The 22,472-nt window shown below is 67.9% G+C and carries 23 protein-coding genes and 1 pseudogene; 15 read left to right on the top strand and 9 right to left on the bottom strand.

The features are described from left to right. Positions 1-51 precede the first annotated feature (51 nt). The 3 genes from ACT2FV_RS26760 to ACT2FV_RS26750 all read right to left on the bottom strand — a co-directional run bounded on the left by ACT2FV_RS26760 (position 52) and on the right by ACT2FV_RS26750 (position 3,151). Entirely contained in the window at positions 52-1,035 is a 984-nt protein-coding gene (locus tag ACT2FV_RS26760; protein ID WP_151049423.1) for a DMT family transporter, read from the bottom strand. Between the two features lie 181 nt (positions 1,036-1,216). Then, entirely contained in the window at positions 1,217-1,900 is a 684-nt protein-coding gene (locus ACT2FV_RS26755; protein WP_151049425.1) for a Vgb family protein, read from the bottom strand. 30 nt (positions 1,901-1,930) lie between these two features. Then, positions 1,931-3,151 (bottom strand): helix-turn-helix domain-containing protein, encoded by a 1,221-nt coding sequence (locus ACT2FV_RS26750; protein WP_174920245.1) that lies wholly within the window; start codon positions 3,149-3,151, stop codon positions 1,931-1,933. Positions 3,152-3,264: 113 nt separating this feature from the next. Between ACT2FV_RS26750 and ACT2FV_RS26745 the strand changes: the two genes are divergently transcribed. The 5 genes from ACT2FV_RS26745 to guaA all read left to right on the top strand — a co-directional run bounded on the left by ACT2FV_RS26745 (position 3,265) and on the right by guaA (position 8,957). Further along, on the top strand, positions 3,265-4,029 hold the full coding sequence (locus tag ACT2FV_RS26745) for a DUF899 domain-containing protein (RefSeq protein WP_444505142.1): 765 nt from the start codon (positions 3,265-3,267) through the stop codon (positions 4,027-4,029). A gap of 30 nt (positions 4,030-4,059) precedes the next feature. Beyond that, positions 4,060-4,887: a copper chaperone gene (locus ACT2FV_RS26740; protein ID WP_444505141.1), complete on the top strand. Its 828-nt coding sequence runs from the start codon at positions 4,060-4,062 to the stop codon at positions 4,885-4,887. A 276-nt stretch (positions 4,888-5,163) separates the two neighbouring features. Then, complete coding sequence (gene guaB / locus ACT2FV_RS26735; protein WP_011885118.1) at positions 5,164-6,624, top strand: IMP dehydrogenase; 1,461 nt, start codon at positions 5,164-5,166, stop codon at positions 6,622-6,624. Positions 6,625-6,630: 6 nt separating this feature from the next. Further along, positions 6,631-7,230: a hypothetical protein gene (locus ACT2FV_RS26730; protein ID WP_124622475.1), complete on the top strand. Its 600-nt coding sequence runs from the start codon at positions 6,631-6,633 to the stop codon at positions 7,228-7,230. A gap of 107 nt (positions 7,231-7,337) precedes the next feature. Continuing rightward, positions 7,338-8,957: a glutamine-hydrolyzing GMP synthase gene (gene guaA / locus ACT2FV_RS26725; protein ID WP_059599944.1), complete on the top strand. Its 1,620-nt coding sequence runs from the start codon at positions 7,338-7,340 to the stop codon at positions 8,955-8,957. Between the two features lie 192 nt (positions 8,958-9,149). Here guaA and ACT2FV_RS26720 read toward each other — a convergent pair whose 3' ends face one another. From ACT2FV_RS26720 to ACT2FV_RS26695, 6 genes and pseudogenes are all read right to left on the bottom strand, one after another. Further along, the gene (locus ACT2FV_RS26720) at positions 9,150-9,509 is read right to left on the bottom strand and encodes a gamma-butyrobetaine hydroxylase-like domain-containing protein (RefSeq protein WP_151052139.1); all 360 of its coding nucleotides are present in this window, start codon (positions 9,507-9,509) and stop codon (positions 9,150-9,152) included. Next, on the bottom strand, positions 9,506-10,501 hold the full coding sequence (locus ACT2FV_RS26715; protein ID WP_444505140.1) for a HEAT repeat domain-containing protein: 996 nt from the start codon (positions 10,499-10,501) through the stop codon (positions 9,506-9,508). Before ACT2FV_RS26715 ends, ACT2FV_RS26720 begins: the two co-directional genes overlap by 4 nt. Before the next feature lie 38 nt (positions 10,502-10,539). Continuing rightward, positions 10,540-10,695: pseudogene (locus ACT2FV_RS26710) on the bottom strand (ABC transporter ATP-binding protein); the annotation flags it as partial. Between the two features lie 10 nt (positions 10,696-10,705). Beyond that, positions 10,706-10,951: a 4Fe-4S dicluster domain-containing protein gene (locus ACT2FV_RS26705; protein ID WP_006755644.1), complete on the bottom strand. Its 246-nt coding sequence runs from the start codon at positions 10,949-10,951 to the stop codon at positions 10,706-10,708. Between the two features lie 17 nt (positions 10,952-10,968). Next, positions 10,969-12,708 (bottom strand): fumarate reductase/succinate dehydrogenase flavoprotein subunit, encoded by a 1,740-nt coding sequence (locus tag ACT2FV_RS26700; protein WP_444505139.1) that lies wholly within the window; start codon positions 12,706-12,708, stop codon positions 10,969-10,971. Then, positions 12,705-13,475, bottom strand: a complete 771-nt coding sequence (locus ACT2FV_RS26695) for a GntR family transcriptional regulator (RefSeq protein WP_059599946.1) — start codon at positions 13,473-13,475, stop codon at positions 12,705-12,707. The genes ACT2FV_RS26700 and ACT2FV_RS26695 overlap by 4 nt, the downstream gene beginning before the upstream one ends. A gap of 13 nt (positions 13,476-13,488) precedes the next feature. Between ACT2FV_RS26695 and ACT2FV_RS26690 the strand changes: the two genes are divergently transcribed. The 10 genes from ACT2FV_RS26690 to uraD all read left to right on the top strand — a co-directional run bounded on the left by ACT2FV_RS26690 (position 13,489) and on the right by uraD (position 22,449). Next, a complete protein-coding gene (locus ACT2FV_RS26690) occupies positions 13,489-13,749 on the top strand; it encodes a hypothetical protein (RefSeq protein ID WP_444505138.1) in 261 nt (86 codons plus the stop codon). A 32-nt stretch (positions 13,750-13,781) separates the two neighbouring features. Further along, complete coding sequence (locus ACT2FV_RS26685; protein ID WP_444505137.1) at positions 13,782-14,999, top strand: MFS transporter; 1,218 nt, start codon at positions 13,782-13,784, stop codon at positions 14,997-14,999. 285 nt (positions 15,000-15,284) lie between these two features. Next, positions 15,285-15,686: a DnaJ family domain-containing protein gene (locus ACT2FV_RS26680; protein WP_044843744.1), complete on the top strand. Its 402-nt coding sequence runs from the start codon at positions 15,285-15,287 to the stop codon at positions 15,684-15,686. Further along, the gene (gene tadA / locus ACT2FV_RS26675) at positions 15,683-16,264 is read left to right on the top strand and encodes a tRNA adenosine(34) deaminase TadA (protein ID WP_059599948.1); all 582 of its coding nucleotides are present in this window, start codon (positions 15,683-15,685) and stop codon (positions 16,262-16,264) included. Before ACT2FV_RS26680 ends, tadA begins: the two co-directional genes overlap by 4 nt. A 131-nt stretch (positions 16,265-16,395) precedes the next feature. Then, positions 16,396-17,334 (top strand): muramoyltetrapeptide carboxypeptidase, encoded by a 939-nt coding sequence (ldcA, locus tag ACT2FV_RS26670; protein ID WP_444505136.1) that lies wholly within the window; start codon positions 16,396-16,398, stop codon positions 17,332-17,334. 307 nt (positions 17,335-17,641) lie between these two features. Then, positions 17,642-18,346 carry a GntR family transcriptional regulator gene (locus tag ACT2FV_RS26665; protein ID WP_444505135.1) on the top strand — a complete coding sequence of 235 codons (705 nt, stop codon included), beginning with the start codon at positions 17,642-17,644 and terminating at the stop codon, positions 18,344-18,346. Positions 18,347-18,495: 149 nt separating this feature from the next. Further along, positions 18,496-19,980, top strand: a complete 1,485-nt coding sequence (locus tag ACT2FV_RS26660) for an NCS1 family nucleobase:cation symporter-1 (RefSeq protein ID WP_059599951.1) — start codon at positions 18,496-18,498, stop codon at positions 19,978-19,980. Positions 19,981-19,990: 10 nt separating this feature from the next. Next, positions 19,991-20,827 carry an aspartate/glutamate racemase family protein gene (locus ACT2FV_RS26655; RefSeq protein WP_444505134.1) on the top strand — a complete coding sequence of 279 codons (837 nt, stop codon included), beginning with the start codon at positions 19,991-19,993 and terminating at the stop codon, positions 20,825-20,827. Positions 20,828-20,977: 150 nt separating this feature from the next. Beyond that, complete coding sequence (puuE, locus tag ACT2FV_RS26650) at positions 20,978-21,931, top strand: allantoinase PuuE (RefSeq protein WP_059599953.1); 954 nt, start codon at positions 20,978-20,980, stop codon at positions 21,929-21,931. Continuing rightward, on the top strand, positions 21,928-22,449 hold the full coding sequence (gene uraD, locus ACT2FV_RS26645; protein WP_059599954.1) for a 2-oxo-4-hydroxy-4-carboxy-5-ureidoimidazoline decarboxylase: 522 nt from the start codon (positions 21,928-21,930) through the stop codon (positions 22,447-22,449). Before puuE ends, uraD begins: the two co-directional genes overlap by 4 nt. The last annotated feature ends 23 nt before the right edge of the window (positions 22,450-22,472 follow it).

Below are 22,472 nucleotides of genomic sequence, written 5' to 3'. Positions count from 1 at the left end.
CATCGCCTCATCTCCCTCTGTCCCGATTCGTCAGACCAGGCTGGCACACGCTCAGTGGGCCGTGACGTTCGCGTTCGCTGGCGCACGGCCGGGCGTGTCGCCGCTCGCGTGCGTGTCGCCGTGCCGGCGCACCGACCCGTAGACGCCCGCCAGCAGCAGCGCGAGCGCCGCGATCTCGAGCACGCGCGGCATCCGGTGGTCGTAGACGAATGCGTAGAGCATCGCGAATACGGTTTCGAACACGATCAGCTGGCCGGACAGCGTGAGCGGCAGCCGCTTCGATGCCGCATTCCACAATCCATTGCCGAGCCACGACGCGCCGATCGCGAGCACGAGGTTCAGCAGCCAGAACAGTTGCCAGCGCGAGGCCGGGACTGCCGCCTGGACCGTGCCGGCCGGCAGCGCGAGGATCGCGAGCCAGCAGAGGCCGCCGATCAGGCCCGTGACGACACCCCACAGCACCGACCACTCGTTGCCGCCGAAATGATGGTGGCGCTGCAGGTAGCGCGTGTTCGCGACCGCGTACCAGGTCCAGCTCGCGAGTGCGCCGGTTGCGCATGCGATGCCGGCGAGCTTCTGGCCGAGCGTCGTCGCATGCGCGGCTTCCGATGTGAAGAGGTCGACGTTGATGCAGACGATGCCGGCGATCACCAGCGCGAGCGGGGCGACGAGGCGCCGCAGCGGCATTGCGCCGCGGTCGCCGAGGCCGGCGAGCGTGACGGTCACGGGCAGCGCGCCGACGATCAGCGAGCTGGGCGCGATGCCGATCAGGTGCACGGCGCCGGACAGCAGCATGTAGTACGCGACGTTGCCGATCAGCGCGAGCTTCGCGAGCGCGACGAGATCCTCGCGGGTTAGCCGCACGAGCAGTGAACGGGCGGCTGGGAGTGCCGCCGCCAGCGACACGAGGCCGTACATCGCGTAGCGGCCCGCGCTGAGCAGCAGCGGCGAGAAGTCGGTCATCAGCCGCGGCACGAGAAAGACCATCCCCCACAACGCGCCCGCGAGGACGCCATACACCACACCGCGCTGCATCGACTGCTCCGAACGAATGACTGACGAGCGAGCATCTTAATGATGGCGGCGCGACAGCGTCTTGTTCATTCCTGCACTCGGGAGCGGGCGCGGTTCAGGATCGGCTCGGAGAGCCATCGCGATCCGTTCCGGTGCTGACCGGGGATCGCGGCGGGCCGGGTGGCCCTTCGATGATCGGCGATCAGCGCTCGACCGGCTCGGATGCCGCCGCACTGTCGCCCTCTGCGCGTGCCCGCGCAGGGCGGCGCACGGCGCGCAGCTTGCCGCTGTTGCCGCCGCCGCAGTAGAAGAGGTCGCGGCCGTCGGATTCCAGCCCGGACACGCCGACACCGGGCGGCATGTCGACCTGTTCGAGCACCTGCCCGGTGCGCGGGTCGATCTGCCGCAGCGCGCTCTCGTCCGCTTCCCAGGTGCCGTGCCACAGCTCGCCGTCGACCCACGTCACGCCCGTGACGAAGCGGTTCGATTCGATCGTGCGTAGCACGGCGCCGGATTGCGGATCCACCTGATGAATCTTGCGTTCGCGATACTGGCCGACCCACAGCGTGCCTTCGGCCCACGCGAGCCCCGAATCCGCGCCGCCGCCGGGCGCCGGGATCGTCGCGAGCACGCGGCCCGAATCGGGATCGATCTTCTCGATGCGGTCCTCGACGATCTGGAACAGATAACGCCCGTCGAACGCGGTGCCTGCGTGCGCGGCGACAGCGAGTGCGCGCACGGTCGTGCCGCGTTCCGGGTCGAGCGCGTTCAGCTTGTCGCCGGACGCGAACCACACGCGCTGGCCGTCGAACGTGACGCCGTGCACGCCGTCGACGCCGGGAAACGGGCCGTATTCGCGGAAGATGTCTGCGGTGGAGCGTTTCATGTCTGTCACCTCGTCGTTGGTGTGCCCATCCTAGTCGCCCGGCAGCGGTGCGGGGAGTAACAAGGTCGTCGCGAATCCGGGCAGCGGCGGCGTCATCCAGCGGCGCGCGCGACCGCGGCCGAGCGCCTGTACCTTGTCCGCTTCGGCGAGCGCGTCGAGCGCGCGCTGCACGGTGCGCTGGCTCGTGCCGAGCGCGAGCGCCAGCGCGGAGCTCGACCACGCCTCGCCGTCCGCGAGCAGCGCGAGCACGGCCGCGTGGTGATCGTCGACCGGACGCGCCAGCACAACGGTCTCGCGCGGGCCGAGCGGCTCGAGCGCGAAGCCGCGTGGCGTCGCGGTGACGTTCGCAAGCGGGCGCAGCATCGCGCGCAAGCGGCCGATCTCGACGCGCAGGCGTGCGCGATGCGATTCGTCCGCGTGTCTCGCGCGAAACGCCGCGGCCACGAGCGCGTTTCTCGATACGTCGCCGGGCCACGCTTCACCCAGCGCGCGGGCGAGCACGAACAGCACCGGGCGGCGCGCGAGCGACACGGTCGTGCGTGCGTCGCGTACCGCGTGGCGGCATGCATCGACGACCAGCGCGTTCGATTCCAGCAGCGCCTCGACCTCGTCGAGCAGCACGAGCCGCGACGCACCGCGCGCAATGAGTCGCGCGGCCGGTGTATCGAGCATGCGTGCGGCCGTCTCGACTTCGGCCGTCAGCGCGGCGATGCCGGCGTCCCGTGCGGCCGCTCGGGCACGGGCTAGCGCCGTGCGCGCGAAGTGCGGGCGGATGCGGCGCATCGCGATGCCGGCCGCGATCAGTTCGTGGGCTGCGCGCGATGCGGCCGGCAGTGGTGCGGGATCGAGGTTCGCGAGCTGCCGTTCGGCATCGTCGATGTGCCCGATCAGCAGCAGCCGGCGCACGCCGAGATAGCGCGCATGCGCGGCGTTCGCGCGGTCGCCGTGTGCGTCGAGCGTCGCGCAGGCGGCCTCGAGGGCGCGCGACGGCCAGCCGAGGTCGCGAGACGCCAGCGCGATTTCGGCTTCCGCGACGACGCAGCGCGCCCGCGCGACGGCTTCCTTCGCGCCGAATGCGCGCGCCGCGCCGCGCACGAGCGCCCGCGCACGCTCGAAATCGCCGAGCTGCGCCATCGCGATTCCGCGCAACGCGAGCGCCGGCGCGTCGTCGCGCAGTGCGACGCGGTTCAGCGCGCCGAGCGGGTCGCCCGCCGCGAGCGCCTGCGCTGCGGCCGTGATCAGCGAATCCATTCGAATCCCGACACAGTTGTCACTCCCTCCGGTCCGATGCCCGGCCCTAATCTAGCACCACGCACACGGCAGATGCGCCGTGCCCGGATATCCATCGAAAGGAGGAACCCGCAATGACCAACCATCTCACTGGAACGCGCGCCGAATGGCTGACTGCGCGCCGCGCGCTGCTCGATGCGGAAAAGGCGTTGACGCGGCAGGGCGACGAACTCGCGCAGCGGCGCCAGGCACTGCCGTGGGTGCGCGTCGACAAGGCCTACCGGTTCGACACCGAGGACGGCCCGGCGACGCTCGACGACCTGTTCGGCGGCCGTTCGCAACTGCTCGTCTATCACTTCATGTTCGGCCCCGACTACAAGGCCGGCTGCCCGTCGTGCTCGGCGCTCGCCGATGGTTTCGATGGTTTTGCGGTCCACCTCGCGAACCACGACGTCACGCTCGCGGCGGTGTCGCGCGCGCCACTCGCGAAGCTGCTCGCGTATCGGCAGCGGATGGGCTGGCACTTTCCGTGGGCGTCATCGGACGGCGGCGAGTTCAATTTCGACTTCAACGTGTCGTTTACCGAAACGCAGCAACGTACCGGCGACGTCGAATACAACTATGTGCGGGCCGGTCACGCGATGGACATGGACCCGCCGCCGGCGGCCGTCGCCCAGTTCGCGGCGACCTGCGGCACCGACGTCGCCACGTACACACTCGACCGGCCGGGGATGAGCGCGTTCGTACGCGAGGATGGCGTCGTCTATCACACGTATTCGACATACGCACGCGGACTCGACGGACTGTGGGGGATGTACCAGTGGCTCGACCGTGCGCCGCTCGGGCGCAACGAGACGGGCGTGTGGTGGCGCCGCCATGACGAGTACGCGCGCGGTTGAGTGCGGGCCGGCAAGCGGCGGGAGCGGGCGATGGGCGACGCGACGAAACCGGCTGCGACCGGCGCTGCGGGCGGCGGCTGGCGGCCATTCGGCGCCGCGTTCGTCGTGGTATTCGGCGCCGCGATCTGGGCGATGCTCGCGCAGCACGCATCGATGGACGCGATGGGCGGCATGCCGATGGCGGGCGGCTGGACGCTGTCGGCCGCATGGCTCAGGCCGTGCGGATGGCGGGCAGGGCGCGCGTTCGCTGCGTTCGCAGGCATGTGGGGCGCGATGACGACGACGATGATGCTGCCGGTACTGGCGCCGGTGCTCTGGCGATACCGGCAGAGCCTCGGCCCGTTGGGCGAGGCGCGCGCGGCATGGTTTGTCGTGGTCGCGGGCGCCGGGTATTTCTCCGTGTGGATGGCGCTCGGCGCGATGGTGTTTCCTGGCGGCACCGCATTGGCGGCGGTCGCCGCGCGGCTGCCCGCGCTCGCCGCCGCGATGCCGTTCGCGGTCGGCGCGGTCGTGCTCGGCGCGGGCGTGCTGCAGTTCTCCGGCTGGAAGGCGCGCCGGCTCGCTTGTTGCCGGCGTGCACCGGACGACGCATGTGCGCGGCGGGCGGGAGCCGCGGCCGCGGTTGCGTGGTGGTACGGCGTGCGAACCGCGCTACGGTGCGGCGCCTGCTGCGGGAACCTGATGGCCGTTGCACTGGCAGCCGGCATGATGGATCTGCGCGTGATGGCCGTCGTGACCGTGGTGATCGCCGCCGAGCGGCTGGCGCCGCACGGCGAACGCGTCGCGCGGATCGTCGGCGGCGTCGCGATCGGCGCCGGCGGGGCGATGATTGCGTGCGCCGCGGCCGGGCTGGTCTAGTGGCGTTCGTGGCCGCCTGGATGTGCCGAGCGGGGCGGGCCGAGGCCCCGCCGGCAGGCTCGGCATCGTGTTGCCACGACGTGCGATCGGCCCGATTCCGGCCGGCTGCGCGAATGGGGCGATGCGGGGGTGAAACGAAAGGCGATCGAAAACGAACCGAACGGCGATCCGAACGATTCGGCCCCCGAACGCTTGAAAACGCCTAACCCGTTGTTCGTGTTGTGAAAATTCGCAGCGCTTCGCGTATAATTCGCTTTTGCGCCCATAGGATTTGCCATGCGTCTGATCCAAAAAGCACTCACTTTCGATGATGTGCTCCTCGTTCCCGCCTTCTCCGACGTTCTCCCGCGCGACACCAGCCTGAAGACCAAGCTGACCCGCAACATCTCCCTGAACATGCCGCTCGTGTCCGCCGCGATGGACACGGTCACCGAAGGTCGCCTCGCGATCGCGATGGCGCAGCAGGGTGGTGTGGGTATCGTCCACAAGAACCTGACGCCGGCCGAGCAGGCTCGCGAGGTCGCGAAGGTCAAGCGTTTCGAATCGGGCGTCGTGCGCGACCCGATCACGGTCCCGCCGCAGATGAAGGTGCGCGACGTGATCGCGCTGTCGCGTCAGCATGGCATCTCGGGCTTCCCGGTCGTGGAAGGCCCGCAGCTCGTCGGCATCGTCACGAACCGCGACCTGCGTTTCGAATCGCGCCTCGACGAACCGGTCAAGTCGATCATGACGCCGCGCGAGCGTCTCGTCACGGTCAAGGAAGGCACGCCGCTCGCCGAAGCGAAGGCGCTGATGCACAGCCACCGCCTCGAGCGCGTGCTGGTCGTCAACGACGCGTTCGAACTGCGCGGCCTGATGACCGTCAAGGACATCACGAAGCAGACCGAACACCCGGATGCGTGCAAGGACGAACACGGCAAGCTGCGCGCTGGCGCGGCGGTCGGCGTCGGCCCGGACAACGAAGAGCGCGTCGAGCTGCTGGTGCAGGCCGGCGTCGACGTGATCGTCGTCGATACCGCGCATGGCCACAGCAAGGGCGTGCTCGAGCGCGTGCGCTGGGTCAAGCAGAACTTCCCGCACGTCGAGGTGATCGGCGGCAACATCGCGACGGCCGCCGCCGCGAAGGCGCTCGTCGAATACGGCGCGGACGCGGTCAAGGTCGGCATCGGCCCGGGCTCGATCTGCACGACGCGGATCGTCGCGGGCGTCGGCGTGCCGCAGATCAGCGCGATCGCGAACGTCGCGGAAGCGCTGAAGGGCACCGGCGTGCCGTGCATCGCCGACGGCGGCGTGCGCTTCTCGGGCGACGTGTCGAAGGCCCTCGCGGCCGGCGCGAACGCGGTGATGATGGGCAGCATGTTCGCGGGCACCGAAGAGTCGCCGGGCGACGTGTTCCTGTACCAGGGCCGCCAGTACAAGTCGTACCGCGGCATGGGTTCGGTCGGCGCGATGAAGGACGGCGCGGCAGACCGCTACTTCCAGGACAACTCGGCGAACATCGACAAGCTCGTGCCGGAAGGCATCGAAGGCCGCGTCGCGTACAAGGGTTCGGTCAACGCGATCCTGTTCCAGCTGGTCGGTGGCGTGCGCGCGAGCATGGGCTACTGCGGCTGCCGCACGATCGACGAGCTGCACGAGAAGGCCGAATTCGTCCAGATCACCGCGGCGGGCATGCGCGAGTCGCACGTGCACGACGTGCAGATCACGAAGGAAGCGCCGAACTACCACGTGGACTGATCGCCGATGAAACCGCTGCTGCGAGCCGTGCTGATCGTCGATGCCGTGCTGCTGCTGGCGTTCGGCGTGCTGTTCGTGCTGACGCCCTGGCAGGCGCTGTTCAACGCGCTGCAGCTGGCGAACATCCAGCCGGCGATGCTCGGCCAGGCGTTCGGCATCGCGCTGCTCGGCCTCGCGTGGCTCGCGTTTCATGCGGCGGTCAACGGCGATCTCACGGCGCCCGTCGCGCGTGCGGTCGGCCACGTGAACTGGCTGATCGGCGTGCTGGCGGTGGTGTGGTCGTTCGGCACCGGCAACGGTCCTGCGCTCGCGGCCGCCGGCCGCGTGCTGTCGGCGATGGCCGGTGTCGCGCTGATCGTGCTCGGCGTCGGCGGCGTACGCCTCGCCTCGGCCGTGCGGCGGCGCGAGAAGGCGCAGGCGCTCGAGGCCCGGGACGTGAAGCGTCCGGTCGAACCGGCACCGGTCACCACACCGCAGCCGCGGGTCGAGCCGGTCGTCAGCCGTCCGGTGGCGCCTTCGGCACCGGCTGCGGCTACTTCATCGGCCGCATCCGACCGCGCGTCAGGCAGCGTCGCATTCGACGCGCGTCCGCCGTCGCAGGACTGACCGGCGATGCGTCGCGCGTGCTGCCTGCCGCCCGACGCCGCTGTCCATGCATTTGACGCAGCGCTTCATGCGCTGCTTTTCTTATTCTCTTCATCCTGTCCGCAGCCATGCACGACAAAATTCTGATTCTCGACTTCGGTTCGCAAGTCACCCAACTGATCGCGCGCCGCGTGCGCGAAGCGCACGTCTACTGCGAAATCCACCCGAACGACGTGTCCGACGACTTCGTCCGCGAGTTCGCGCCGAAGGCGGTGATCCTGTCGGGCAGCCACGCCAGCACGTACGAAGACCACCAGCTGCGCGCCCCGCAGGCCGTGTGGGATCTCGGTGTGCCGGTGCTCGGCATCTGCTATGGCATGCAGACGATGGCCGTGCAGCTCGGCGGCAAGGTCGAGTGGAGCGACCATCGCGAATTCGGCTACGCGGAAATGCGTGCGCACGGCCATACGCGCCTGCTCGACGGCATCGAGGATTTCACGACGGCCGAAGGCCACGGGATGCTGAAGGTCTGGATGAGCCACGGCGACAAGGTGGCCGAATTGCCGCCGGGCTTCGCGCTGATGGCGTCGACGCCGAGCTGCCCGATCGCCGGCATGGCCGACGAGGCGCGCGGCTACTACGCGGTGCAGTTCCACCCGGAAGTCACGCATACGGTGAAGGGCCGCCAGATCATCGAACGCTTCGTGCTGCAGATCGCCGGCGCGAAGCCCGACTGGATCATGAAGAACCACATCGAGGAAGCCGTCGCGAAGATTCGCGAGCAGGTCGGTGACGAGGAAGTAATTCTCGGCCTGTCGGGCGGGGTGGATTCGAGCGTCGCGGCCGCGCTGATCCATCGCGCGATCGGTGATCAGCTCACCTGTGTGTTCGTCGACCACGGCCTGTTGCGCCTGAATGAAGGCAAGATGGTGCTCGACATGTTCGAGGGCCGCCTGCATGCGAAGGTCGTGCACGTCGACGCGTCCGAGCAGTTCCTCGGCCATCTGGCCGGCGTGACCGATCCGGAAGCGAAGCGCAAGATCATCGGCCGCGAGTTCGTTGAAGTGTTCCAGGCGGAAGCGAAGAAGCTGTCGAAGGCGAAGTGGCTCGCACAGGGCACGATCTATCCGGACGTGGTCGAGTCGGGCGGCACGAAGACGAAGAAGGCGACGACGATCAAGAGCCACCACAACGTCGGCGGCCTGCCGGAAACGCTCGGCCTGAAGCTGCTCGAGCCGCTGCGCGACCTGTTCAAGGACGAAGTGCGCGAACTGGGCGTCGCGCTCGGCCTGCCGCCGGAGATGGTGTACCGCCATCCGTTCCCGGGCCCGGGCCTCGGCGTGCGGATTCTCGGCGAAGTGAAGCGCGAATACGCGGACCTGCTGCGTCGCGCGGATGCGATCTTCATCGAGGAACTGCGCGGCACGACCGCCACCGCGCAGGACGCGGCAGCGGGCCTGTGCGGCGAGGCCGACGTCGGCAAGACCTGGTACGACCTGACGAGCCAGGCGTTCGCGGTGTTCCTGCCGGTGAAGTCGGTCGGCGTGATGGGCGACGGCCGCACTTACGATTACGTGACGTCGCTGCGCGCGGTGCAGACCACTGACTTCATGACCGCGCACTGGGCGCACCTGCCGTACGCGCTGCTCGGCCGCGCGTCGAACCGGATCATCAACGAGGTGCGCGGGATCAACCGCGTGGTGTACGACATCTCGGGCAAGCCGCCGGCGACGATCGAGTGGGAGTGATCCGGCGCCGGGGCGTGCCTCGGTAGCGGACCATGGCATCTGACGATGCGGACGCCCGGCAGGGATGACCTGCCGGGCGTTGTCGTTTGTGCGAACGGCGATCGTGACTGGATTGACGCTGGGGGAGCGTGTCTTCCTTGCCGTCTTGCCCGCCCCGTGCACCGCCGCGCGCACGGCCGGACAGCGAGCGGATCAAGGCACCCGCGGTGCGCGGTGAATGGCTGGCCGCTGTGCCAGCGCATCGCGCGATGCGATGCCCACATCCGTCTCGTCTCTGCCAAGTTCCGCCAGATATGGCCACGGATAGATGCCGCGCGCGTGACCATCGCCGAACAGCAGGCGGATGCCGTACCCGGCCGGTTCCACGCCGTCCAGCGTCAGCTCGAGCGGCGCGTCGACTTGTCTGCCGTCAAGCCGGATCTTCCGGCACGCGGCGCACGGACAATCGCCGCGCAAGCGCGCATAGCCGATAGGCTGCGTGCTGCCGTCCGGCCAACACAGCGTCAACGCACGAGTCGCATGATCGAGACGAATCTCTGTCGGCGGCGTCATCGTGCATCTCCTCCAATCTGCGCGATGGCGATGCGCACGGCCTTGCGTACTTCGGGATCGCGATCCTCCAATGCATCATGCAGCGCGGGCAGCGTCGCAGGATCGCGCAGTTCGCCTAGCGCGAGCGCCGCCTCCTTGCGCAGGTTGCTGATCGCATGCGACAGCAGCGCGGCGACCGCCGGCGCCGCGGCGGCATCGCGCAATTGCCCGAGTGCGCGCACCGCGCGCAAGCGCACCTGCCAGTAATCGTCATCGAGCGCGGCGACGAGCGGCGCGCGTGCGACCGCGACACGCAGCTTACCGAGCGTCGCGGCCGCTTCCTCGCGTACCTGCCATTCGGCGTCGCGCAGCGCCGCAAGCAACGCGGTGACGACGGTCGTGTCGTCGGACGCCGCGAATCCGACCGCGCCGACCGCGATGCGCCGCACGTCCGCATGCGTGTCGGTCGTGGCGATGCGTGCGAGCGGCGACAACGCACGCACGTCCTTGAGCCAGCCGAGCACGGCGACGGCCTCGGCGCGCACGGCCGCCGCCGGCGCGTCGAGCGCGTGCAGCGCCGGCGTGAACGCGCCTGGGTCGCGCAGTTCGCGCAGCGCGCGCAGCGCGGCGCCGCGCACGAACGGCTCGGCGTGTTCGGCCCAGCGGCACAGCACGGCGCCGGACGCGACATCCTTCAGTTCGGACAGGCTGTGTGCAGCGGTCGCGCGCACGTCGTCGTCCGGATCGAGCAGCGCGTGGCACAGCGTGTCGACGACGACGGGCTGCTCCCAGGCGGCGAGCACACGCGCAGCTTCGCCGCGCACGGCGGCGGCCGGATCGTCTCGCAATGCCGCAACGAAGATCGGCACGAGATCGGGATCCTCGAGATCGGCGAGTTCGAGCAGCGCGATGCGGCGCACGGATGCATCGGGTGCCGCAACACGTGCGACGAGCGCGGCATGGTCGGCGGCGTGCGCGCCATGCAGCGGGAAAGAAGGGGAGGAATCGGTCATGGGAAAAATCAGGATCATTAACGAAGCGTGTGAGGCATGACGAACAGCGCGGTCGCGCGGATCCGCGATCCGATGTCGAGTAGCAGCGTCTGCATCATTCGGCGCGTCTGCGCGTCGAGCACGCCGAACGATTCATCCGTCAGCAGGATGCGCGGCCGGAAAATCAGCACACGTGCGGTCTCGACGCGACGGCGGCCCGTCGGGTCAGCGCAGCAGGTACGGGATGTCGACCTTGACGGCGCCGGTCGGGCAGTCGCGTTCGCACGGCATGCAGTACCAGCATTCGTCGAACTGCATGTAGGCCTTGCCTTTGGTCACGTCGATGGCGAGCAGGTCGAGCGGGCACACGTCGACGCAGACGGTGCAGCCCTTGTCGGCGATGCAGCGGTCCTCGTCGATCGTCACGGGCGCGCTGCTGCGCAGGAAGATGTCGTGCGGGGTATGGGGCACGGTAAGGCTCCTCGGAGTCAGAGGGCGGCCGCGAGGGCGGCCGGTTCGCGGATGCGCAGGTGCGCGTAGGCGCTGCGTTCGTCGTCGGCAAGCGGCACGACGTAGGGCTCGACCGGCCGTTTCTCGCTGCGCATCGTGCCGTCGGCATCTTTGCGCAACCATGTGTGGCAGAACCATTCAGCGTCGTTGCGATGCGGAAAATCGACGCGATGGTGGTATAGCCCCCAGCGGCTCTCGGTACGGAACAGCGACGCACGCGCGGCCATTTCGGCGCAGTCGCGAATCGCGCGCACTTCGGCCGCGCGCATCAGTTCGTGCGGATGGACCGCCTTGAGTTCTTCGATATCCTCAATAATGTCGTCAAAGCGTTGCAGTCCGATTTCCATCTTGCGCGTCACCTTCGGCGGTTGCAGATAATCGTTCACCATGCGGCGCAGCTTGTATTCGACCTGTGCCGGCGCGAGGCCACGCTCGCGTGTGAGGGGCGCGAGCACGCGGGTGCGTTCGGCCGCGACCTGTTCGTCGTCCACCGGCGCGTGATCGCGGCCGGCCACGTAGTCGGCCGCGTTCTGCCCGGCGAACCAGCCGTAGGTGAATGCGCCGAGCATGTAGTTGTGCGGGACGGCCGCCATGTCGCCGGCCGCGTAGAGCCCCGGAACGGTCGTTTCCGCGCGGGCGTTCACGTATACGCCTGACGCGCTATGGCCGCTGCAGAAGCCGATTTCGGAGATGTGCATCTCGACCATCTGGCGTCGGTAGTCGGTGCCGCGCCCTGCGTGGAAGCGACCGCGGCTCGGCCGCTCGTTCGTGTGCAGGATCTGCTCGATGGTCTGGATCGTTTCCTCGGCGAGGTGGTCGAGCTTCAGGAACACCGGGCCGTTGCCGCCTTGCAGTTCCTGGTAGAACTCCCACATCATCTGGCCGCTCCAGTAGTCGCACTCGATGAAGCGTTCGCCCTTGCCGTTCGCGGTGAAGCCGCCGAGCGGGCCCGTCACGTACGCGCAGGCCGGGCCGTTGTAGTCCTTGATCAGCGGATTGATCTGGAAGCATTCGAGGTTCGCGAGCGCCGCGCCGGCGTGGTACGCCATCGCGTAGCCGTCGCCCGCGTTGGTCGGGTTTTCGTACGTGCCCATCAGGTATCCGGATGCCGGCAGCCCGAGGCGGCCGGCCGCGCCGCAGCACAGGATCACGGCCTTTGCGCGGATCACGTGGAAATCGGCCGTGCGGCAGTCGAAGCCGAGCACGCCGCTCGCGCGGCCGTGCGCGTCGGTCAGCACGCGCGTCGCGACGATCCGGTTCGTGATCGCGATGCGCGCACGCTTCAGCTGCCGGTACAGTACCTTCTTGATGTCGTGACCTTCCGGCATCGGCAGCACGTACGAACCCATGTGGTGGACCTTCTTCACCGCGTAGTCGCCGGTGCCGTCCTTCTCGAACTTCACGCCCCAGCGGTCGAGCTGCTCGATCGTCGCGAAGCTGTGCGTCGCGTATGCGTATACGGCTTGCTGGTCGACGATCCCGTCGTTGGCGATCGTGATCTCGCGTGTGTACTGCTCGGGCGTCGCGTGGCCGGGAATCACCGCGTTGTTCAGGCCGTCCATCCCCATCGAGATCGCGCCGCTGCGCTTCACGTTGACCTTCTCCAGCAGCAGCACGCGCAGCGACGGGTCGCGCTCCTTCGCCTTGATCGCCGCCATCGGACCGGCCGTGCCGCCGCCGACCACGACGATGTCGTATTCGAGTACATGGGTGTTCATTGCGGGTTCCTTAATGGTTGGTGCGTCTTCTGCCGGTCGATGCGCAGCCGGTACTGGAACGCGTCGCCACGGAAGTACAGGTGTTCGTAGTCGATCGGCGCGCCGGATGCGTCGTGCGTCAGGCGCTCTATCCGCAGCACGGGGCTGCTTTCCTCGACGCGCAGCGCATCGACGATTTCATCGTCGGCGAGGATCGCGTCGATCGACACGTCGGCGTGGCCGAGCGGCACGCCGCAGTCGTTCTCGAGAATCAGGAAGATGTCGCGGGTTGCGAGATCGGCGCCCGCGAGCCGCTTGCCGAGCGCCGCGGGCACCCACGTCTGCTCGAGCGACACGGGCTCGCGGTTCAGCAGCCGCACGCGGTGGATCTCGACGAGCGGCGCGCCTTCCGGCACGTTCAGCTTCGCTGCGAGATGGCGGTCGGCCTTCACGGTGCGAAAGCTGCGCAACTGGTTGACGATTTCGTAACCCATCGACGACATCGCCTCGGCGAAGCCCTGCAGCGATGTCACGTTCTGGAACGCCTTCGGCTTCGACACGAACGTGCCCTTGCCGTGCAGCCTGAACAGCAGGCCTTCCTTCTGCAGGTCGCCGAGCGCCTGGCGCACCGTGATGCGGCTCACGTCGAACATCGCGCAGAGTTCGTGCTCGGACGGCATCCTGCTGTGTGGCGCATAAGTGCCGTCGAGGATACGCGTGCGCAGCGTGTCCTTGATCTGCACGTAGAGCGGGGCCGCCGACAGCGGCACGACATTGGAGCGGGTCATCGGTCAACTTGTCATGACAAGAGGATTCGAGTGTAGTGACCGCGTTCGCGCGCCCAAACCAACCATTTCTGATTTCGACATTCCGATTCCGAAAAAGCGGGGCGGCTGCGCGGTCGAGGTTCGTCCGGATCTGCCCCTTGTCGACCGCTCGACTGTGTCGACGATCGGGCATGAGCGCCCGCATGTGCCACGCATGTCGATTCCCTGCTGCGTCGTTCGTCGTATCGATGTCGACCGGATTCGCGACGGCGTCAGTAGCCCGGTTCCTCATTGAGGCCTGACCTACGGAGAAAAAGGAGGTGCCAGATGCCTGATTCCCGCTATCGCTGGGTGATCGTCGCCGCGGGCGGCCTGATGGGCTGCATCGCGATCGGCGCGATGTTTTCGCTGCCCGTGTTCCTGCGGGCCATCGCACGCGACACCGGCTGGTCGATGACCGGCATTTCCGCCGCGATGACGCTCGGCTTCATCGCGATGGCCTTCGCGAGCATCGGCTGGGGCAGCCTGTCGGACCGGATCGGCACGCGTGCGGTGGTCGTGACGGGCGCCATTCTGCTGTCGGCGAGCCTGGCGCTTGCGAGCCGCGCGCCGTCGCTGCTCGCGTTCCAGCTCATTTTCGGGCTGGCCGTCGGCAGCGCGACGGCCGCGGTGTTCGCGCCGATGATGGCCTGCGTGACGGGCTGGTTCGACACGCATCGCAGTCTCGCGGTGTCGCTGGTGTCGGCCGGCATGGGCATGGCGCCGATGACGATGTCGCCGCTCGCGGCATGGCTCGTGTCGGGCCACGGCTGGCGCACGTCGATGTTGTTGATCGCCGCGCTCGCGGCCGCCGTGATGATTCCGGCGTCGCTGCTCGTGCGCCGCGCCCCCGCGCTCGATGGGCCGCACGCCGAGCCGGCGCCGGCCGGCGTGCCCCGATCCGCGCCGCTGTCGGTCGGCGGCGCGCTGCGCTCGCCGCAGTTTATCGTGCTGCTGCTGACCAATTTCTTCTGCTGCGCGACGCATTCCGGCCCGATCTTCCATACGGTCAGCTACGCGGTGACGTGCGGGATTCCGTTGATCGTCGCGGTGTCGATCTACAGCGTCGAGGGGCTCGCCGGCATGGGCGGGCGCATCGCGTTCGGGCTGCTGGGCGATCGCCTCGGCGCGAAGCGCATGCTCGTGGTGGGACTGCTCGCGCAGGCGCTCGGCGCGCTCGGCTACTACTTCGTGCGCACGCTCGACGGGTTCTACGCGGTCGCGACGCTGTTCGGTTTCATCTATGCGGGCGCGATGCCGCTCTATGCGGTGCTCGCGCGCGAAAACTTCCCGCTGCGGATGATGGGCACCGTGATCGGCGGCTGCGCGATGGCCGGCAGCCTCGGGATGGCGGCGGGGCCGGTCGCGGGCGGCCTGATCGTCGATGCGCTGGGCAGCTACGGTTGGCTGTACCTCGGATCGTTCGCGATCGGCATCGGCGCGTTCCTCGTCGCGATGATGTTCCGCCCGTTTTCGAAGGCGCGGTCGCAAGCGGTCGCCGCATGACCCGGCAGTCGCGAAACGGCGATTCCGGCGGGACGACGGACGCCGATCGACCCGGACGAAAATAAAAAAACAGGGCCGGACATCGCCCACGCAAACGGCGCGAAATCGGCGCAAAATCGGCGCGGAGCCTGCTGCGGCGCAGCACAGCGGCAAGTCGTGGCGATCGGCGCCCATGCGCGCCGATACGGCCCTTAAAAAACACAATATCGAGCATGCCTTCGAAGGGCCTGTCATACGCACGTCACCCTGCTAGAATTCGGCTGCCGCATTTGTTCCGATTGACTGATGAGATTGCTTGACGCACTGGTCGAACAACGCATTGCCGCTGCTGCCGCGCGGGGCGAGTTCGACGATTTGCCGGGTACCGGCGCGCCGCAGGCGCTGGATGACGACCTGCTCGTACCCGAGGAGGTGCGGGTGGCCAACCGTATCCTGAAGAATGCGGGCTTCGTGCCGCCAGCCGTCGAGCAACTGCGCGCGCTGCGCAATCTGCAGGACGAACTGCAGGCGGTCAGCGATCGTGCCGCGCGCTGCCGGCTGCAGGCGAAGATCCTCGCCCTCGACATGGCGCTCGAATCGCTGCGCGGCGGCCCGATGGTGATGCCGCGCGATTATTGCCGGCGCATCGCGGAACGTCTGTGCGAGCGCGGGCTCGACGACGCGCCCGCCGAAGCGGGGCCGATGTGAGCGCCGACGCGCTGCACGACGCGGCAGCCGGATCGGTTGCTGCTCCCGATTCTCCCGTTCCGGAAGCCACACCCGTGTCGGCGCGCGACCTGCATTTCATGCGGCTCGCGCAGGCCGCTGCCGAAGAGGCGCGCGCGGCCGGCGAAGTGCCGGTCGGCGCGGTGCTCGTGCGCGGCGACGAGGTGATCGCACGCGGCTTCAACCACCCGATCGGCGGGCACGATCCGTCGGCCCATGCGGAAATGGCCGCGCTGCGCATGGCCGCGCAGCATCTGCAGAATTACCGGATGCCCGGCTGCGAGTTGTACGTGACGCTCGAGCCGTGCCTGATGTGCGCGGGCGCGATCATGCACGCACGCATCGCGCGAGTTGTCTACGGCGCCGCCGATCCGAAGACGGGCGCGTGCGGCAGCGTGATCGACGCGTTCGCGAATCCGCAACTCAACCACCATACCGACGTAACCGGCGGCGTGCTCGCCGATGAGTGCGGGGCCGCGCTGAAGTCGTTCTTCGCGGAGCGCCGTCGCGCGCTGCGTGAAGCACGGCTCGCACGCGACGCCGAATCCGGCGCGCCGTAACCCTTGCCGCACCCGTCGCCCGTCGCCCGTCGCCCGTCGCGTCGCCCGGAGCGGGTCGGGCAGCACGGTTCCGTGAACCGGAGACGGTTCGGACCCTCTAAGCAGGTTTGACGACCTCGATACCTTTCGCCATGTCCCTCCAGCCCGCTGCGTCCTACACCATCCGCCTGCTGGCGCCGTCCGGCTATCCGCACGACCCCGATGCGATCAACCGCGCGCTCGAGCGCCTGAGCGGCTCGCAACATCGCATCGAGAACATCGAGGCGACGCAGCGCCGCTTCCAGCGATTCGGCGGCACCGACGGCGAGCGGGCCGGCGACCTGAACCGCCTCGCGGATCCGGAACGCGCGCTGCCGGACATCGCGCTCGCGGTGCGCGGCGGCTACGGCGCCGCACGCATCCTGCACGGGCTCGACTATCGCGGGCTCGAGCGCCGCCTGCGCGACCAGCCGATCGCGCTCGTCGGCCACAGCGACTTCACCGCGGTCCAGCTCGCGCTGTACGCGAAGGCGCGCATCAAGTCTTTCGGCGGCCCGATGCTGTCGGCCGACTTCGGCGCGGAAACGCCGAGCGACTTCACGATGCAGCACTTCTGGCAGACGCTGACGCAGCCGAGCACGACGATCATCGCCGAGGCGCCGCAGGTGCAGACCGTGAACGTGACGGGCACGCTGTGGGGCGGCAACCTGGCGATCCTCACATCGCTCATCGGCACGCCGTACATGCCCGACATCGAGGGCGGCATCCTGTTCGTCGAGGATGTCAACGAACAGCCGTTCCGGATCGAGCGGATGATCTATCAACTGCATCTGTCGGGGCTGCTCGCGCGCCAGCAGGCGCTCGTGCTCGGCCAGTTCACCGGCGCGCGGCCGTTCGAATACGACAACGGCTACGACATGCAGGCGATGATCGACCAGGTGCGCGAGGTGGTCGGCATTCCGGTCGTCACCGGGCTGCAGTTCGGCCACGTGCCCGACCTGCTGACGCTGCCGTTCGGCGCGCAGGCGCAACTGGTCGCGAATGCGCACGGGTTCCGGCTCACGTTGTCGGACTATCCGCACCTCGGCTGACGCTGACGTGGTCGATGAAAAGGCGGGTTTCCCGCCTTTTTCTTTATGTAAGTGCGCAACTAACGGTCAAAAATCCCGGCGGACTTCGACAGCGTCGTCGCCGGTTCTTGCACCAGTATTGTCAACAAAATCACGGGAAGGGTATACGACAAGAACGGCCTCTGTCATGGCCTCAAGGCTTGTTGTGCATGGATTTAGCGCATCCCGCACCGATTGGGGTCGCGTCCGTGCACGCCGATTGTGCGAAACGCTGGAAAAGAATTGTTGACAATTTTTATGTCCGTCCTAGGATGAGGACCATCACACGATGCAGAACATGAACGATCCCGATACCCATCCGTCCGGCGCTGCCGGTCCCGAAGCGATCGCCGAGCGGATCCGCACGGCGATCCTCGAGCATCGGCTCGCGCCCGGCGCGAAGCTGACGGAGGCACAGCTCTGCGACGTGTTCGGCGTGAAGCGCGGAACGATCCGGCAGGCGCTCTCGCAGCTCGCGGCCGACAAGCTGGTCGAGCTCGAGCCGAACCGCGGGGCGTTCGTCGCGAGTCCGACGCTGCAGGACGTGCACGAGGTGTTCGAGATGCGCAGGATCATCGAGCTGGCCGTCGTCGAACGGCTCGCGACGGGGCCGGGGGCGAAACGGCTCAAGGGCGTCGCCGCGCTGATCGACAAGGAACGCAAGGCGTTCGAGCGGCACGACTTCGCGGCGTGGATCCGCCTGTCGGGCGAATTCCACACGGCGCTCGCGGCGCTGACGGGCAATGCGACGCTCTGCGAGTGCCTCGACGGGCTCGTCGCACGCTCGACGTTGATGTCGGCGCTGTATGAATCGCACGGGCGCAGCCCGTGCTCGTGCGATGACCATGACGAGATACTGACCGCACTGGAAGCGGGCGATTCGAAGCGGGCGATGACGCTGATGGCGCACCATCTGCAACATGTCGAACTGAAGATGCTGGACCGGCCCGCGCAAGGGCAGGTCGATTTGCGCGAAGTGTTCGGCGGCGCCTGAGCGGCGACGCGAACCCGGCCGCGCGCCACACAACGAGAGCAATGCAGGCCGGCGGTTCGCGCCGCCGGCCGCCAGTCCGACTCCGGGCAACGATCCGGAGCGATATCGATGACGGTGGAGCGGCTGTTCGGCCGCGTCAAGGAGAAGTCATGGCTCAGTTCAGTGTGGCGCACGACAGTGCGTATCCGGCGGAAGAAGGCGGCGAGGGCGGCGGCCCCACGTTGCCGGACGGTTACAGTCAACGTTTGTACAACGAAGATTTGGCACCCCTTAAGAATCAGACGTGGGGTGCTTACAACATCTTCGCATTCTGGATGTCCGACGTGCACAGCGTCGGCGGCTACGTGTTCGCGGGCAGCCTCTTCGCGCTCGGGTTGACGAGCTGGCAGGTGCTGATCGCGTTGATCGTCGGCATCACGATCGTGAACCGGCTGTGCAACCTGATCGCGCGGCCGAGCCAGCAGATCGGCGTACCGTATCCGGTCGCGTGCCGCGCGACGTTCGGCGTGCTCGGCGCGAACGTGCCGGCCGTGATCCGCGGGCTGATCGCGATCGCGTGGTATGGCATCCAGACCTATCTCGCGTCCAGCGCGCTCGTGATCGTCGTGCTGAAGTTCTTTCCGCAATGGCTGCCGTACGCGGACGTCCATCGCTACGGCTTCCTCGGGCTGTCGGCGGTCGGCTGGGCCGGCTTCATGCTGCTGTGGGTGCTGCAGGCGCTCGTGTTCTGGAACGGGATGGAGACGATCAAGAAGTTCATCGACTTCGCGGGCCCGGCCGTCTACGTCGTGATGTTCATCCTGGCCGGCTACATGGTGTGGCGCGCGGGATGGCGCAACATCGGCATCAACCTCGGCGGCGTGAAGTATCACGGCGCGGAAGTGATTCCGGTGATGATCACGGCCGTGTCGCTCGTCGTGTCGTACTTCTCCGGGCCGATGCTCAATTTCGGCGACTTCTCGCGCTACTGCCGCTCGTTCGGCGACGTGAAGCGCGGCAACTTCTGGGGGCTGCCGGTCAACTTCCTCGCGTTCTCACTCGTCACGGTGATCACCACCGCCGCGACGCTTCCGGTGTTCGGCGAACTCATCACCGATCCCGTCGAGACGGTCGGCCGCATCGACCACCCGACCGCCGTGATCCTCGGCGCGCTGACCTTCACGATCGCGACGATCGGCATCAACATCGTCGCGAACTTCGTGTCGCCCGCGTTCGACTTCTCGAACGTCGCGCCGCGGCTGATCAGCTGGCGCGCGGGCGGAATGCTCGCGGCCGTCGCGTCGATCTTCATCACGCCGTGGAACCTGTTCAACAATCCGGCCGTGATCCACTACACGCTCGACGTGCTCGGCGCGTTCATCGGCCCGCTGTACGGCGTGCTGATCGCCGACTTTTACCTTGTCAAGCGCGGCCGGCTCGTGCGCGACGACCTGTACACGATGTCGGAGCGCGGCACCTACTGGTACACGGGCGGCGTGAACCGCCGCGCGCTCGCGGCGCTGCTGCCGGCCGCGGTGATCGCCGTCATCTGCGTGATGGTGCCAGGCTGGCAGGCCGCTGCGAACTTCTCGTGGTTCATCGGCGCGGGGCTCGGCTTCGTGTTCTACCGGCTGCTCGTGAGCACGAAGGCCTGAGGAGCGCACGATGAAGATCAAGCTGATCAATCCGAACACGACGCAGCGGATGACCGACGCGATGGGCCGCTGCGCGCGTGAAATCGCGGCGGCAGGCACCGAGATCGTCGCGGTGAGCCCGCCCATGGGGCCGCCGTCGATCGAAGGCTATTACGACGAGGCGCTCGCGACGCCCGGGCTTCTGGCCGAGATCGCGCAGGGCGAGCGCGAAGGCTGCGACGCGTACGTGATCGCGTGTTTCGGCGACCCGGGCTTGTATGCGGCGCGCGAACTCGCGCGCGGGCCGGTGATCGGGATCGCCGAGGCGGCAATGCATGCGGCGAGCGTGCTCGCGCCGGGCTTCTCGGTCGTCACGACCCTCGCGCGCACCTGCGGGATGGCGTGGCATCTCGCCGAGCGCTACGGGATGAAGCGGTTCTGCCGCAACGTGCGGGCGACCGACGTCGCGGTGCTCGAGCTCGACCGGCCCGGTTCGGCGGCGCGACGGATCATCGTCGACGAATGCCGGCGCGCGCTCGACGAGGACGGCGCCGACGCGATCGTCCTCGGCTGCGCCGGGATGGCCGAATTCGCGCACGAGATCGAGCAGCAGATCGGCGCGCCGGTCGTGGAAGGCGTCACGGCGGCCGTCAAGTGGGCCGAGGCGCTCGTCGCGCTGCGCCTCGCGACCGCGAAGCGCGGCGACTATGCGCGGCCGCTGCCGAAGCGCTACGACGGCGAATTCGCGCGGTTCAGCCCGCCGGAGGACGTGCCCGCACCCGCGCCGGCCGCCGCCACGGCGCGAAGCGGGAGCGACGCGTCGGAACCGGTCCCGAATTTGCCGCAACCGCACATACACGCCGTCTGACATGCACTATCTGCGCCGCTGTATGGGCGCGTATGAACGTTTTCGCTACACTGGGCCGTCATCGCATCGGCCCGCGCGGCCGGCCTCCGGCACCCGCGCGGGTCGATGCGAACCCATTACTTCAGCAAGCTTTCGCCGCACTTCGAACCCATGTCACTCGATCCCAACTATCCTCGCGACCTGATCGGCTACGGCCGCCATCCCGTGCAGGCGAACTGGCCCGGGCGTGCCCGCGTCGCCGTGCAATTCGTCCTGAACTACGAGGAGGGGGGCGAGAACTGCGTGCTGCACGGCGATCCGGGTTCCGAGCAGTTCCTGTCCGAAATCGTCGGCGCGGCCGCGTATCCGGACCGCCACATGAGCATGGAATCGATCTACGAATACGGTTCGCGTGCCGGCGTGTGGCGCATCCTGCGCGAATTCGAGAAGCGCGGGCTGCCGCTGACGGTGTTCGGCGTGGGCATGGCGATCGAGCGTCATCCGGAACTCGCCCGCGCATTCGTCGAGCTGGGTCATGAAATCGCGTGCCACGGCTGGCGCTGGATCCACTACCAGAGCATGACGCCGGAACTCGAAGCCGAGCACATGCGCCTCGGGATGGAAGCGATCGAGCGCGTGACGGGCGAACGTCCGCTCGGCTGGTATACCGGCCGCGACAGCCCCAATACGCATCGTCTCGTCGCGGAATACGGCGGTTTCCTGTACGACTCCGATAACTACGGCGACGACCTGCCGTTCTGGATGGACGTCGACGTGTCGGGCGGCAGGAAGTTGCCGCAACTGATCGTGCCGTACACGCTCGACACGAACGACATGCGCTTCGCGACGCCGCAGGGCTTCAACACCGGCGACCACTTCTTCGACTACCTGCGCGACGCATTCGACGTGCTGTACGCGGAGGGCGACGAAGCGCCGAAGATGCTGTCGATCGGCATGCACTGCCGTCTGCTCGGCCGGCCGGGGCGTTTCCGCGGGCTGCAGCGTTTCCTGGATCACATCGAGAAGCACGATCGCGTATGGGTGACGCGCCGTGTCGATATCGCGCGTCATTGGCGTGAACATCATCCGTATCAGCCCAATCATCGAAACGAAGGGAAAGCATGAAGGCGATGCGTTACACGTTGGAGCAACTGAACACGATGGCGCCGAGCGCATTCGTCGCGGCGCTGTCGGGGATCTTCGAACATTCGCCGTGGGTGGCCGAGGTCGCCGCGGGCGAGCGGCCGTTCGCGAGCATCGATGCGCTGCACGAGACGATGTCGAACGCGGTGGAGACGGGCGGCGAAGTGCGCCAGCTCGCGCTGATCAATGCTCACCCGGAGCTCGCCGGCAAGGCCGCCGTGCGCGGCGAGCTGACGGCCGAGTCGACGCGCGAGCAGAGCGGCGCGGGCCTCGACCAGTGCACGCAGGAAGAGTTCGACAAGCTGCTGACGCTGAACCGCACGTATCGCGAGAAGTTTGGCTTTCCGTTCATCCTCGCGGTGCGCGGCTACGACCGGCACGGCATCATCGCGAACTTCGAGTCGCGCGTGAATCATTCGCGCACCGAGGAACTGCGCGCGAGCCTCGACCAGATCTACCGGATCGCGCGCTTTCGCCTCGACGACCTGATCGACGCCTGACACCTCACGACGGCCTGCTGCGT

This window comes from Burkholderia sp. PR2 (assembly GCF_052372875.1).
GTDB lineage: Bacteria > Pseudomonadota > Gammaproteobacteria > Burkholderiales > Burkholderiaceae > Burkholderia > Burkholderia diffusa.
Note: the sequence above shows the minus strand (reverse complement) of the source record. Positions and strands in the feature narration are given on the sequence as shown.